Origin of the sequence: Variovorax sp. W2I14 (assembly GCF_050435205.1) — a bacterium.
GTDB classification, from domain to species: domain Bacteria; phylum Pseudomonadota; class Gammaproteobacteria; order Burkholderiales; family Burkholderiaceae_C; genus Variovorax; species Variovorax paradoxus_C.
On record NZ_JBNDJX010000001.1, the window covers coordinates 6067393 to 6080918 of the forward strand.

A 13526-nucleotide genomic window follows, 5' to 3' on the forward strand; every position below is an offset into this window, starting at 1 on the left:
GTGACGCCCAAGGAATTCGTGGCGGGCCTGCCCAAGGCCGAACTGCACATGCACATCGAAGGTTCCATCGAGCCTGCGTTGTTCCTTCGGCTTGCCCGCCGCAATGGCGTAGCCATCCGTTGGCGCAATGAAGAGGAGCTTCGTGCTGCCTACAGCTTCACCGACTTGCAGGACTTCCTGACCCTTTACTACGACGGCTGCCGCGTGCTCGTTCAGGCGCAGGACTTTCGCGACGTGACGCGCGACTACCTGCGCCGCGCGCACGCTGACCGTGTGCTGCATGCAGAGATGTTCATCGGCGTGCAAGGCCACACGAGCCGCGGCGTGCCGCTGGCCGCCGTGATGGAAGGGGTGCTGGGCGCGATGGATGCAGCGCGTGTCGAGCACGGTATCAGTTCTGGCCTGATCGTCGTAGCGCAGCGTCATCGCAGCGAGGCCGAGGCGCTCGACATGCTCGAAGACCTGCGCCCATGGTACGACCGGTTGCTGGGGTTCGGCCTCGGCGGCGCGGAACTAGGAAACCCGCCGTCGAAGTTCGCAGAGTTCTTCCGTCGCTGCCGCGAGCGTGGCTTCAAGGTGGTGGCGCACGCGGGCGAGGAAGGTCCGGCCGCCTACGTGCGAGAGGCCGTCGACTTGCTGAGGGTCCAGCGGCTGGACCATGGCAACGCTTGCCTCGACGACCCGGCACTGCTCGCGAAGTTGGCTCAACTGCGCATGCCGCTCACGGTGTGCCCGCTGTCCAACGTGAAGCTGCAATTGGTGCCATCGATGGCCGCGCACCCGCTGCGCAGGCTGATGGATGCGGGCCTGTGCGTGACCGTCAACTCCGACGACCCCTCCTATTTCGGTGGTTACGTCAACGACAACTACCTGGCATGTCAGCAGGCGCTCGGCCTCGAGCGCGACGATCTGGCAATGCTGGCGCTCAACAGCTTCGAGGCCGCCTTCATCACGCCCGAGCAGCGTTCGACCGCGGTACTTGCCGTTGATGCATGGGTGGCGCGTAGCGAGCAGGAGGCTGCCGTATGAGCGCGCTCGTCCAATTCCCTGGCAGGCGAGCGGCGCTGCACGACGCCGCGGACGCTGTGCCTGCGTTCCGCTTCGAAGGTCTGCACAAGACCTTTCGATCGAAGGATGGCGCGAACGTGGTCGCATTGCACGACGTCAGTTTCAGCGTCGCGCGCGGCGAGTTCATCACCGTGGTAGGTCCGAGCGGCTGCGGCAAGAGCACGCTCCTGCGCATCCTGGCCGGTCTGGAGCGCGCGAGCCGCGGCGTCGTCGAACTCGGTGGGCGACCCCATACCGCACCGAGCCGCGACGTGGGCGTGGTGTTTCAGTCGCCCGTTCTGCTGCCATGGCGCAACATTCTCGAAAACGTGCTCGTGCCCGCGCAGATCCAGGGCCGCGAGCCGAAGGTCGCGCACGAGCGCGCCATGCACTATCTGCACTTGGTGGGGCTTGCGGGATTCGAGACCAAGTACCCCGGCGAGTTGTCCGGCGGCATGCAGCAGCGCGTCGGAATCGCACGCGCGCTGGTCAACGATCCGATGCTTCTTCTGATGGACGAGCCCTTCGGCGCGTTGGACGCGATGACGCGCGAGACCATGAACGTCGAGTTGCTGAAGCTGCGCGAGCGCACCGGCGCCACGATCATGCTCGTGACGCACAGCATTCCGGAGGCAGTCTTCCTCGGCGACCGCGTGATCGTGATGTCGCCGCGACCGGGGCGAGTCACGCAGGTGATTGACGTTGATCTCCCGGCAGCACGCACGCTCGAACTCATCAACACCGAGCGCTTCGGAACACATGTGCGCGGCATTCGGGCCAACTTGAATGCCAGTGGAGGGCTCGACGGATGAACGCTGCAACGCCAGATTTCGAATCGTCCGCACCGTGGCTGACGCCGCTGCGCCGGAAGGCACTTATCGCAGCCGTCTTCGTGGCCGTGGTCGCCACATGGCAGTTGGTCGTGAGCGGACTGAATGTCTCGCATTTGATCTTTCCGGGGCCTGCGGGCGTGGCGCGCTCCGTGTACGAGACCTTCCGCTCGGGCGAGGTGTGGCCGCACTTGGGCGTGACGCTCTACGAGATCCTCGCGGGTTTCGCGCTCGGCGCGATCGCGGGCTTCCTGCTGGGCGCGCTGATCGGCCAGAGCGCACTGCTTGAGTTGGTGCTCTATCCGTACGTGGTCGCCTTTCAGACGGTCCCCAAGGTGGCGGTGGCGCCTTTGTTCGTCCTGTGGTTCGGCTTCGACACGACATCAAAGGTGGTCATCACGGCGACCATCGTGTTCTTCCCGGTGCTCGCCAACACGATCGTGGGCTTGCGCTCGGCGCCGAAGGACCAGATTGACCTGATGCGCGCGTTCACGGCGTCGCCATGGCACGTGTTCCGCATGGTCCGACTGCCCCATGCGCTGCCCTATGTCTTTGCCGGACTGGACATTGGCATCGTGCTGGCTGTGATCGGCGCGATCGTGGGCGAGTTCGTGGGTGCCCAAGCCGGACTGGGCTACCTCATCCTGCAGCGGAACTTCTCGATGGACGCGGCAGGCATGTTCGCGGTGCTTCTCGTGCTCTCGGCCATTGGCATCGCGCTGCACAGCCTGATGAAGGCGATCGCGCGGCGCGTGGTGTTTTGGGCCGACGCATTCACCGACTTGTCTCGCGGAACATGAAGCAATCCCCAACCCTGACGAAGGAAGCAACGATATGAGCCTCAACGAATACGCGGTGGATGCGCCTCGCAGGGCATCCGCAGAAGAGATGCCGATCCTCGATCTCGGGCCATGGCTGGCCGGCGGACCAATCGGGCCCGTGGTCGAGCAGTTCCAGGCTGCATGCACCAACACCGGGTTCTTCTATGTCAGCAACCATGGGGTTCCGCAGACCGTGATTGACGCGGTATTCGATGCAACGCGTCGCTACATGTCGCTGCCGATGGAGGAGCGTTTGAAGGACCTGTTCGATGAACGCTTCCGGCGCGGATTCATGCCGATGGGGATCACGCAGCACCCCGGCCACAAGCCGGATCTCAAGGAGAGCTACGAGCTCGGCATGGACCTGCCGATGACTGACCCAGATGTGGCAAACGGACGCCCACTGCACGGTCCCAACAAATGGCCCGCCGACAAGCCGTGGCTGGAACCTGCGGCCATGGCGTATTTCAACGCCACCATCGAGCTCGGACGAAACCTGCTGAGGATATTCGCGTCGGCCGTCGGCAAGGAGGAGGGGTTCTTCCTGCAGTACGCCAAGAAGCCTATGGCGCAGGCTCGGCTCTTTCACTACCCGCCGCAGGAGTCATTCACGAATCTTGAACTGGGTGCTGCCGCGCACACCGATTACGGCATGCTCACCTTGCTCGCGCAGGATCCCATCGGCGGGCTGGAGTTGCGCACGCGAAGTGGAGAGTGGGTGGCGGCTCCCTATGTCGACGGAACGCTGGTGGTCAATCTGGGCGATCTCGTGAAGATCTGGACCAACGAGGCCTACGTGTCCAACGCTCACCGCGTCGCAAATCGCACGGGCAGGGAGCGCTATTCGATTCCGACCTTCTTCAATCTCGACTACGAGACGCCGGTGGCGTGCCTGCCCGAATTCCTGCCGAGCCAAGGCGAGCCGCGACATGCACCCATCAAGTCCGGTGACTACCTAGTGCGCAGATTCGCATCCGTGCAGAAGTACAAGACGCCCGCGGAGCTGGCAGCGCAGTAGGTGCGTCGCAATTTGACAATGAAGGCTCAAACCGAGGCCTTGCCCGTGCCGGCCCGCTGCTCCGCCTGTTGAAGCGCGGCCGTCAGATTCGAGAGAAACGCCTCCACGGGAATCGGCAGGCTCCGGCCCTTGTGCACGCTCAACGCCAGTCGCTGTGGCTTGGCGCGCGGATCATTCAGCGGCACGTAGGCGCCTGCCCGGGGCGGCCCGAGGGGGTCTTCCAACGGCCGAGTCGTGAAAGTGAGGCACATGCCTTCGGCTGCCACGTTTCGCATGAGCTCATAGGAGTTGGTTTCCAGCGCGATGCGGGGGCGAATCTTGGCCTTCGCGAGCATTTCGTCGGACTGCTGCTTGGCCCAGAGGGACGAGTCGAGCGACGAGAAGCTGTACTCGGCGCAGTCCGACAGGCGAAGGGACCGGCGGTTCGCCAGCGGATGTCCGATGGGAACAAGCACGAAAAGCGGCAGCAACCTTGTATAGACCACCGATAGGTCCTGGAATGCGATTTCCCCAAAGGTGAAGCACGCATCGAGGTCGTCCTGCAGCAGCATCTCCGCCAACGTCGGGCTGCCACTGACTTTGATGCTGAATGAGATGCCCGGATAGTGCTTGGCGAAGCTCGAGAAGAACTGCGGCATGAAATCGCGCGTCAACGATTCGGGCATGCCGAAATTCACATGGCCTCGTTTCAGCCCCTGGAGTGCTTCGATCTCCGAATGCAGCCGCCCCGACTCCTTCACGATGTTCTTGTGATAACGCATGAGAAGCTCGCCGGCCGCGGTGAGCTTGACCTTGCCGCGCCCTTGTCGTCGCTCCAGCAATGGGGCGCCAAGGGATTCCTCGAGCATGGCGAGTTGCCGACTGATCGCAGAGGCCGCGACATACAGATTTTCCGATGCAGCCCTGATCGAGCCGGTGCGGACGATCTCGGCGAAATAGCGAAGCGAGGTCGTGGAGACAAGACTCAACAAAAACTCCGTTTGCGCGCGTCGATAGCGGATGAGACCAAACCATTCTTGCACGCTATGCCGGGTTTCCGAGCGAGAGCTGAGAGAAGACGATCGCCACCTGCCAATCCATCGCATCCGTGAGGGCGGTGGTCGCCACGATCGCCTAGGCAGACACCCTCGTCGATCCGGGGCGCATGGTGTGTGAACCAGCCGCAGATTGCGTCGCGGTTTCCGCGATTTGGTGGCCCTGATCGCGATCCAGGTCGCGAACTTCTCGGCGTAGAAAACGAGCCTGCTAGAGCTTGTCCGCTTGGTGCAGCACCGCATTTCTTCTCTCGCTCGCAGGTACTTCTTTGCGCTGTTGCGAAACAGGCCTGTGCGCCTGGCTATCTCGCGAACCACGTCTTAATCATTCCGAGATGCTCTGCCTCGAAAATGAGCAGGTAGGGTTTTGCGGTCGGTCTTGGACGGAAATTACTGCTCTATTCGGATCGGTTTTGGGTGGCAATCAACAGGGCCGGACCGGCAGGAATGGCATCTCCGTTCGATGCCCGGTCAGTTGCGAATATTGCGTTTGATGCGTATATTTCGCTTAAGGGCGCCAGCACAGCGCCAGCTATGAAAGGACCCAGCATGACCCAGATACTCGACCCAGCCAGCGAAATGGAAGCCGAGATGGCCGGCGCGGCGACGGCGTGCTTGGTTGCGGCCCTGGACCACTCCAAGGCAAAAGCCGTCAAGGTGACCATCGAAGTGGAGGGGGACACCAAGGGTCAGGCCCCAGTGCTGCTCCTGCCTCCGCGTGCGTTGCGCTTCTTTGCCGATGTGCTGCGCCAGATGGCCAAGCGCGAGCCGATGATGCTTGTTCCGCAGAAGCTGGAGCTCACGACGCAGCAAGCGGCGGCACTTCTGAATGTGTCGCGTCCCTTCGTGATCAAGGAGATCGAGGCTGGCCGGCTGAAGTGCCGGCTGATCAACCGGCACCGCCGCATCGAGTTCGAAGAACTCATGCGCTACAAGGACGAGCAGAAGCAGCGGTCGGCCGGCGCCCTCAAACGCTTGAACGACCTCTCCCAGGAGATGGGCGAGGAGCTGTGAGTGGCCGGAAGCGCCCAGTACACAGCGGTGCTCGACGCCAACGTCCTCTATCCGGCGTTGCTGCGCGACGTGCTTCTCAGCCTGGCGGACGCGGACCTCTATAGCGCGAAGTGGTCCGTCCACATCCGTGATGAGTGGACGCGCAGCTTGTTGCGGGACCGACCTGACATGGGCGTCCAGATTGCCGCTGCTGCGCAAGCCATGGAGGACGCCATTCCGGACTGCCTCGTCTCCGGCTACGAACACCTGATCGAGGGCTTGAAGCTACCAGACCCTGATGACCGCCATGTGCTGGCGGCTGCGATCACCGGGCACGCGGATGCGATCGTGACGTGGAACGAAAAGGACTTTCCCAGGGAAGTGCTGGACCCGTTCGGCATCGAGGTACAGACCCCTGACGAATTCGTCCTCAACCAGTTGATGCTGGAGAAGCTCACCGCCCTCGCAGCTTTGAAGCGAATGCGCGAGCGCTGGGCCCGGCCGCGGTACGACGCGATCGCGTTAGTCGCCCTGCTCGAGAAGCGTGGGTTGCCCCAGACCGCAGCGCACCTGCGCGATGTTGTGGCACTCATCTAACCGGCTTGGGGCACCTCCGCGCGTAACTTGGAGCACCGATTCGCAAGTGAGATAATCCTGTCTCGGCGGCCCGTTTGTCTCTGGTGTGATGCCTGAAACTTGGGGCTGCTTCCGGCAGTTTTGGTGTACCCAAACGTGTACCCGGCAGATTGGACGAATTGGCGAAAGCGAGTGCTGGTGCGGGTTGCAGGCGATTTTAAGATTCCGCCCCAGCCACCAACATTACTTTCGCGGTTGTCCGCGTAAGTCCAAAAGCCCTAAGTAAATCAACTACTTAGGGCTTTTTTCATTGCGCTTGCCTCCGCATCGGTCCAGGTGCTTCCGAGGCATTGTGCAGTAACTGCTTCAGTAACCGCGCCTTCAGACCAAAAGGCGAGTGAAAGTTACTGCGAGGTGGCAAATCCAAATCTCCACGCAACCGTTGCCGAAGTAGAGCTGTTGCTCGGCATCGTCCGAAACGACCGCATGCTCATGCAGCCGGCGCCGAGATAAATTCGCGCCTGATCGGGGCCTGAGAATCCCGACAGCACCAGCACCAGCACCAGCACCAGCACCAGCACCAGCACCAGCACCAGCACCAGCACCAGCACCAGCACCAGCACCAGCACCAGCACCAGCACCAGCACTTTGCCGGCGCATCGCTAGTCGGTCGTGCCGCTGGCGCCCGGGCTGCGCCAAGCGTCAACGGGGGAATCACTTCAACGTGAAACCTTATGACGCACAGAGCCAATCTCCGCGCGCTCCGCGAGAGCGCTTTCTCGGCCCAAGGCCACCTTTGTTTCTACTGCCGGCACCCGATGTGGCGCCAAGGCGTGATGGCGTTCGCCGCCGAACATGGCATCTCGCGCGACCAAGCGCGAATGTCTAGGCTGACTGCCGAGCACCTGACGGGACAGATGGATGGCGGGCGTACCATCGCTTCGAACATCGCGGCTGCTTGCCACTACTGCAACCACGGGCGCCCATGCGCTGTTTCCCGGTATGGCGCCTGACTCCGAGACCTATTCACCTTCGTGCTTCGCAGTGTCGCGGCCGGTCTTTGGCGCGGGCAGGGGGTCGACGGTGAAGAGATGCTTTCGAAGCGACTGCTCTTTGTCGAGAGGTCCGAATTGCCCGTCCGGCGAATATATTGTTTGGTAGAAAAATCGGTGCACAAGCCCAGGTTGAATCGAGAGAGCCGCCTCGGGTGATGCACTTGCTTGGTTTGCGCGACCGCTTACCGTCACCAGTCGTTCTCTGACAACGGCAATCCCGAGCGCTGCGTACTTTTATATTCAGGTTTCAATTGAAACTCTGCGTGCCCATCGATCTATCTTTGTCCGCTTGTTGCCTTTCGGTTAATCTGAAACAACTTGTACGGAGAGCGCTGCGCGGCAGTGCGCGCCACCTGAGTAGGTGATTGATCGTCCAAGAAATGCAGACCTTCGCAACAACGCGACGAGGTCGTCGCGATTGATTGGATAACTATGCGAGTGGATAGGGAGGGATGGGGAATGAGTCATTTGAAGTTAGCTCGGCCAGACCGAGATAGTCATGGTCTTTGGCTTTGTGGCCAGCAATGCATCGCCCAAGTGGCAAATAGGGCACTTGCATTTCTTAGAACGATTCGACGCGCCGGCGCTGCCGTTGTAGATAGCTTTCCCTTGACTGGCCGCGGTTCAAGTTCCAGAGGCCGGTTAGACCTTCCTGCAATCGCCCTTCTGCTACTTATCGGCGGAGGAAGCTCCCCCGCACTGGCCGCAGTGAGTCCGTTGCCATTCCAATGGCGTGGACAACTGTCGATCATGCATTTGCTCTATACAGATTATTTCTCGGCAAAAGCTGATGCATGTAGCGCGGCCTCTCCAATGATTCCGGCTGAGGCTCGATATAAAGGGTGGGCAACTGGTTGGGCGGTATGGGACGGCAATAACTGCAATATCGTCACTCAGGCTTTCGACGGATCTGTACAGCCAAACGGCGCTGTGCTGATTGAATCCAGTCCCACTTTTTGCCCTGCAAACAGCTACTCCTGGGGCGGGCTTTGTTTGTGCTATGGCGGTTACGTTGAGGACTCCACTCAATCTTCTTGCCTGAAAACGGGCTCGGCACCGTCCCCAGTGCTTTCAGAGCCACCCAATATGTGCATGGCCGGTGCATCGGCCGGCAATCCCATCCTGCCTGGCAGCACAGAAAAATACGAAGCACAAACCGATTGGTCCGCCGTTGGACCGGACCCCCTTGTCTTTAGCCGCACTTATCGAAGCAGTTGGGCCAATGGTACGACCGGACCGGCTTCTGGTTTGGGGCAGGCTTGGTCTCACAACTACAACATCGGGTTGAGTGCAATACCTGTTGGGGCACCGCTGACTGCTACCGTTGCGCTTCCCGAAGGCTATGTGCGCACCTTCACGCGCACTTCCACCAGCGCTGGCTGGACCCCTACTGATAGCGCGGATGGGCTCGCGTTAGCAGGTGCTGGGACATGGGCGTGGCATCGTACCGACAGTGGCGATACGTACAACTTCACTGCGGATGGCAAGTTGCAGAGTGCGGTGGCTCGCAACGGTTGGGTCACAGCGTATGCTTACAACGGAGCTGGCCAGTTGGCCACGGTTACCAATGCCTTCGGTCGCGTCTTATCGTTTACGTACAACGGAGCAAATCAACTAACGACGCTGGGCACACCCGACGGCCGGATTGTTAGCTACGGCTACGACAGTGCTGGTCGCCTAGCATCAGTACTCTATCCTGACGGCAAGAACCGAACCTTCCTGTATGAGAACGCCACATATGCTCAGGCACTCACGGGAATCGTGGATGAGACTGGCGCTCGATGGGCCACATTTGCCTATGACGAGCAGGGTCGTGCCATCGGCTCCACGCTGCCAGATGGAGCTGGTAGCTATCAAGTCAGCTACCCTGCAACAGGTTCAGCTGTCATTGTTGACCCATTGGGTGCAAGTCGCAGCTACAACTATGGCGTCGTAGCAGGCAAGCTCACGGTAGCTGCTAGTTCTCGCCCATCGGAGCGAAGCCAAGCGGATGCCGCCTCTCGCGTTCAAGACGGCAACGGCCTGATTACCTCTGAGACTGACTTCAAGGGCGTGATCACGACAACGGCTTGGAATACCGCTCGGCGCTTGCCCCTCACTGTCGTGCAAGCATCCGGCACGCCTGAAGCCAAGACCATCGCAACGCAATGGCATTCACTCTTCTCGTTGCCGACACTGGTGACTGAGGCTGACCGCACCACCGCCTACACCTACGATGCTGTCGGCAATGCCCTGACCAAAACCGTCACCGACACCGCCACCAGCAAGGCCCAGCTCTGGCAGTGGACCTACAACGCCCAGCAACTGGTTGAGACAGCCACCGAGCCCAACGGTGCTGTGTCGAGCTACACCTACGACACCCGAGGCAACGTCCTCACATCGACCAACGCGCTGGGCCAGGTCACCAGCTACGGCTACGACACTTCCAACCGCGTCGTCAGTTCGACGGCCCTCAATGGTCTCGTCACCACCTACACCTACGACGCTCGCGACCGCCTGCTGACCCAGACTGTCGGCGGCCAAACCACCACGCTCACCTACAAGGCCTACGGCACCGTCGAGACCATCACGCTGCCCACTGGCCTCGTACTGACCTACACCTACGACGCCGCCCACCGCCTCACAGGCTGGAGCAACAACCGCGGCGAGTCCGGCACCTACACCCTCGATGGCATGGGTAACCGCACCGCCGAGCAGATCAAGAACAGTGCCGGCAACGTGGCGTGGAACACGGCGCGCACCATCAACAACATCAACCGCCTCAGCGCCAAGACCGAAGGCCTGAACCAGACCAGTTCCTTCGGCTATGACGCCAACGGCGAACTGATCACCCAGACCAACGGCCTGAACCAAAGCACCCAGTACGGCCTCGACAGCCTGCGCCGCGTCAAGGCCGTAACCGATGCAGTCAGTGCAACTGCCACGCTCAAGTACAACGCCCTCGACGCCGTCACCGAAGCGAAGGACTTCAAGGGCGTGGCCACCACCTACGCCCGCGACGCCCAAGGCAACGCCACCACCGAAGGCAGCAGCGACACGGGCACCGCCAGCACCCAGTACGACAACCTCGGCCTCCCGAGCCAGATCACCGACGCGCTCGGCCAAGCGACGACCATCACGCGCGATGCCTTGGGCCGCCCCACCAGCTTGGTCTTCGCCGACGGCAAGACCACCACGCTGCGCTACGACCTCACGGCCAACAGCAAGGGCTATCTGTCCGAGATCGTCGACCGCAGCGGCACCACCGAGTACACCCGCGATGCCTTCGGCCGCGTGACGCTCAAGAAGCAGACGCTGATCAACGGCAGCGTTCAGCAGGTCAGCTATGCCTACAACCCCAACGGCACGCTCGCGAGCATCGGCTACCCAAACGGCTCGACGCTCACCCATGCTTACGACAGCACCGGCCGCCTCACGGGCCTGAGCGTGAACGGCACGCCGCTCGTCGCCAACGTCGCTTGGAGCCCGCTGGGCCAGCCCACTGCTTGGACCTGGGCCTTTGCAAACCCGGCGACAGCCGCGAGCCGCAGCTTTGACACCGCGGGCCGCATGACGGCGACGGACTTCAGCAGCTACGTCTACGACGCCGCCGGCCGCATCACGAGCCTGACGCAGAACCTCTACCAGCCCGGCGATGCCGACCCCACGCACAGCACCATCGGCAGCGGCAACGTCACCTGGACCGTCGACTACAACAGCGTGGGCCGCATCACCGGCTTCAACGCCACCGGCAACGCCGCGGGCTTCGGCTACGACACCAACGGCAACCGCTCGAGCAGCACGCGCGTGCTCGGCAGTCTGAGCACCAGCCGCACCTACACGGTGGGCGCTGCGAGCAACCAGCTCACGGGCTTCACCCAAAGCATCAACGGCGCGAGCAACACCAGCGTCACCTACGGCTACAACGCCAACGGCGACCTGCTGAGCGACGGCCTGCGCAGCTACACCTACGACGCCGAAGGGCGCTTGGCGGCGGCGACGACGGGCGCAACGGATGTCAGCCCGACCACGCGCTACGCGCACAACGCGCTGGGCCAGCGCGTCTTCAAGACCGAGCCGCTGTACCCGCCCAGCCAGGGCGACGAGGCCGACCCGGGCTTCATGGCGAGCCTGATCGCGTTCTTCACCAAGCTGTGGAGCCCGAGCACCACGCAGGCCGAGCAGTTGGGCTATGCGTATGTCTACGACGAGCAGGGCACCCTCATCGCAGAGGTGGGAAGCGGCGGCACGCAGAGCGCGGGCCAGGCGCAGTACATCTACCTGCCCACGGCCAACGGGCCGATGCCGATTGCGGCGGTGATCGATGGTGCGACCTATGCCATGCACAGCGACCACCTGAACACGCCGCGCAAGCTCACGAATGCAGACGGGCAAGCGGTCTGGCAGTGGAGCTACAGCGCGTTCGGGGAAGACAAGCCGACGCTGGCGAAGAACCGGTTTGCAAATCTGGAGACAACGCCGAACCCGGGCACCACGGGGATCTCGGAGGTGAAGTTCAACCTGAGGTATCCGGGGCAGTATGCGGATGAGGAGTCGGGGTTGTTCTACAACTATTTCAGGAGCTATGACGCCAGGACGGGGCGGTACAGCCAGCCAGATCCGATTGGACTCGACGGCGGATGGAATCGATTTGGATATGTGGGAGGCAATCCCCTCGGCCTGGCAGACCCCTTCGGCTTGAATCCGGCGGCAGGATGTGCCCTTGGGTCATGGGCCGGGCCGATTGGATGTGGCACCGGTGCTGCTATTGGCACTGCCGTGGCTCTCGCAGCTATTCTGAACACGTCCGGCGACACGTCAAAACCGGAGGAGCCTCCGGCTATCTGTAAGCCCTCGATCCCAGACGTCTCACCGAATAACTTCTGCGAGCAACTGGCTCTTGCCGAAGCAAAGGCGGGGGCTGGCGAGCCGATCATGGGGAAGATGGGGGATGAGCAGCGGTTGATTGCGCTCTATGGTCCAGGACCGTGGATTAAGAAGCAACACAAGCACCAGTGCCCAGATGGGCGGCTCTTGGTTATCCACTACTTCAGCAATGGAATGAACAATGTGGAACTTAAATTCAAATAACTGGAGGGTGGTATGAACAGCCTGCACTTTCGAATGGAATACGCGGAGGATGGGACTGGTGAGCTTTTTCTCACAGTCAAATTTCAAGATTTTTCAGGCGCCAGTAGTTGCTATGTCGATCTGGAATCTCTGAATGATGCGGCGAAGAAATTCGCGCTTTATCCAGTTCCTTCTGATCGAAGCGCCATGATTGAAGGCGGGTATTTCACGCAGGATATGAAGGGCTTAGCGCAGACGCATCTTCACGTGTCTGCTTTTCCTGCCGACGCCCTCGGAAAGGTCGGACTGCACGTGAGTCTGGCAGTTCCAATCGACGCGGGGATCAGCATATACAAAGCCTCGCTGGACTGTGAGTTTTCAGTGTCTTACGAGCAGCTAAACGATCTCTCGCAAGGTCTCATCGCGCTTGCTGAGCGACACAGCGACGAGTACTCCCTGCATCTGTAGTCGAAGCCAGCCCGCGCTGAGCCTTGTTCATCACCGGCCGAACAGCTCCCGAACAATCGACGGTCCAAGTAGCCCCGTCAGGAACGAGTGCAACTAGGTAGATCCATGATCAAGCAATCGCTTTCCAACGACGACTATCAATCGCTCAAGATATTTCTTGATCGCCACTTTGAGTGGTATGCGCCCAAATATCCGACGACACCGCCAGGCTCTCCCTCGCAGTTCTTGGCTCGCATAGAAGCGACCTCTCTCGCCAATGCGAAGAAGGGGTTGCAAATGGCGCTCAACGATATTGTTGAAGAGAGCACAGTCTGGACGCCAGACCAAGTTGCCGCTGCCGATGCCAAGTTCACAGCCGCTGGCACCTTCACGTTGAGTGAGGTCAGGCGACGCAACTCGAAGAAGTACCTGCAAATTCTGAAGCGGGGGGTGATCAACTCCGAGACCGAGTACTACTTGGTCAAGGGCATCATCGATGGCGGTGGTCTCGAGCCCGGCGCGACGGAATCGACTCAGCTCCAAGCCATGCTCAACGATTTCGAGGCACGACTTGCTGCTTCTTTGAGGCAGAGGCCGACTGCCTCGGAATAGTCCACGTCGTGGCCCAGCCTTCGCGCTGTCTGCGCAGCCAGCCG

11 protein-coding genes and 1 pseudogene are annotated in these 13526 nt (G+C 61.2%); 10 read left to right on the plus strand and 2 right to left on the minus strand.

Annotated features, from left to right (window positions below):
* The 4 genes from QF040_RS28380 to QF040_RS28395 are packed head-to-tail and all read left to right on the plus strand — an operon-like array spanning position 1 to position 3716.
* Positions 1-1029 (plus strand): adenosine deaminase, encoded by a 1029-nt coding sequence (locus QF040_RS28380; protein WP_307647004.1) that lies wholly within the window; start codon positions 1-3, stop codon positions 1027-1029.
* Positions 1026-1859, plus strand: a complete 834-nt coding sequence (locus QF040_RS28385; protein ID WP_307512513.1) for an ABC transporter ATP-binding protein — start codon at positions 1026-1028, stop codon at positions 1857-1859. The genes QF040_RS28380 and QF040_RS28385 overlap by 4 nt, the downstream gene beginning before the upstream one ends.
* Positions 1856-2677 carry an ABC transporter permease gene (locus QF040_RS28390; protein ID WP_307512515.1) on the plus strand — a complete coding sequence of 274 codons (822 nt, stop codon included), beginning with the start codon at positions 1856-1858 and terminating at the stop codon, positions 2675-2677. Before QF040_RS28385 ends, QF040_RS28390 begins: the two co-directional genes overlap by 4 nt.
* 34 nt (positions 2678-2711) lie before the next feature.
* A complete protein-coding gene (locus tag QF040_RS28395; protein ID WP_307512516.1) occupies positions 2712-3716 on the plus strand; it encodes an isopenicillin N synthase family dioxygenase in 1005 nt (334 codons plus the stop codon).
* Positions 3717-3742: 26 nt separating this feature from the next.
* On the opposite strand, the gene QF040_RS28400 is transcribed toward QF040_RS28395, so the two are convergent.
* The gene (locus QF040_RS28400) at positions 3743-4684 is read right to left on the minus strand and encodes a LysR family transcriptional regulator (RefSeq protein ID WP_307647006.1); all 942 of its coding nucleotides are present in this window, start codon (positions 4682-4684) and stop codon (positions 3743-3745) included.
* 615 nt (positions 4685-5299) lie between these two features.
* Between QF040_RS28400 and QF040_RS28405 the strand changes: the two genes are divergently transcribed.
* The gene (locus tag QF040_RS28405; RefSeq protein WP_307647007.1) at positions 5300-5764 is read left to right on the plus strand and encodes a helix-turn-helix domain-containing protein; all 465 of its coding nucleotides are present in this window, start codon (positions 5300-5302) and stop codon (positions 5762-5764) included.
* A complete protein-coding gene (locus tag QF040_RS28410) occupies positions 5765-6340 on the plus strand; it encodes a PIN domain-containing protein (RefSeq protein WP_429613736.1) in 576 nt (191 codons plus the stop codon). It begins immediately after the preceding gene.
* Between the two features lie 383 nt (positions 6341-6723).
* Here QF040_RS28410 and QF040_RS28415 read toward each other — a convergent pair whose 3' ends face one another.
* Positions 6724-6966, minus strand: coding sequence for a hypothetical protein (locus QF040_RS28415; protein WP_429613737.1), 243 nt, complete (start codon positions 6964-6966; stop codon positions 6724-6726).
* 1500 nt (positions 6967-8466) lie between these two features.
* Between QF040_RS28415 and QF040_RS28420 the strand changes: the two are divergent.
* The 4 genes and pseudogenes from QF040_RS28420 to QF040_RS28435 all read left to right on the plus strand — a co-directional run.
* Positions 8467-8658: pseudogene (locus QF040_RS28420) on the plus strand (DUF6531 domain-containing protein); the annotation flags it as partial.
* Between the two features lie 819 nt (positions 8659-9477).
* Positions 9478-12444 (plus strand): RHS repeat-associated core domain-containing protein, encoded by a 2967-nt coding sequence (locus QF040_RS28425; protein WP_429614703.1) that lies wholly within the window; start codon positions 9478-9480, stop codon positions 12442-12444.
* Positions 12445-12456: 12 nt separating this feature from the next.
* Positions 12457-12891 carry a hypothetical protein gene (locus QF040_RS28430; RefSeq protein WP_429613738.1) on the plus strand — a complete coding sequence of 145 codons (435 nt, stop codon included), beginning with the start codon at positions 12457-12459 and terminating at the stop codon, positions 12889-12891.
* A 105-nt stretch (positions 12892-12996) separates the two neighbouring features.
* Positions 12997-13482 carry a hypothetical protein gene (locus tag QF040_RS28435; RefSeq protein ID WP_429613739.1) on the plus strand — a complete coding sequence of 162 codons (486 nt, stop codon included), beginning with the start codon at positions 12997-12999 and terminating at the stop codon, positions 13480-13482.
* The last annotated feature ends 44 nt before the right edge of the window (positions 13483-13526 follow it).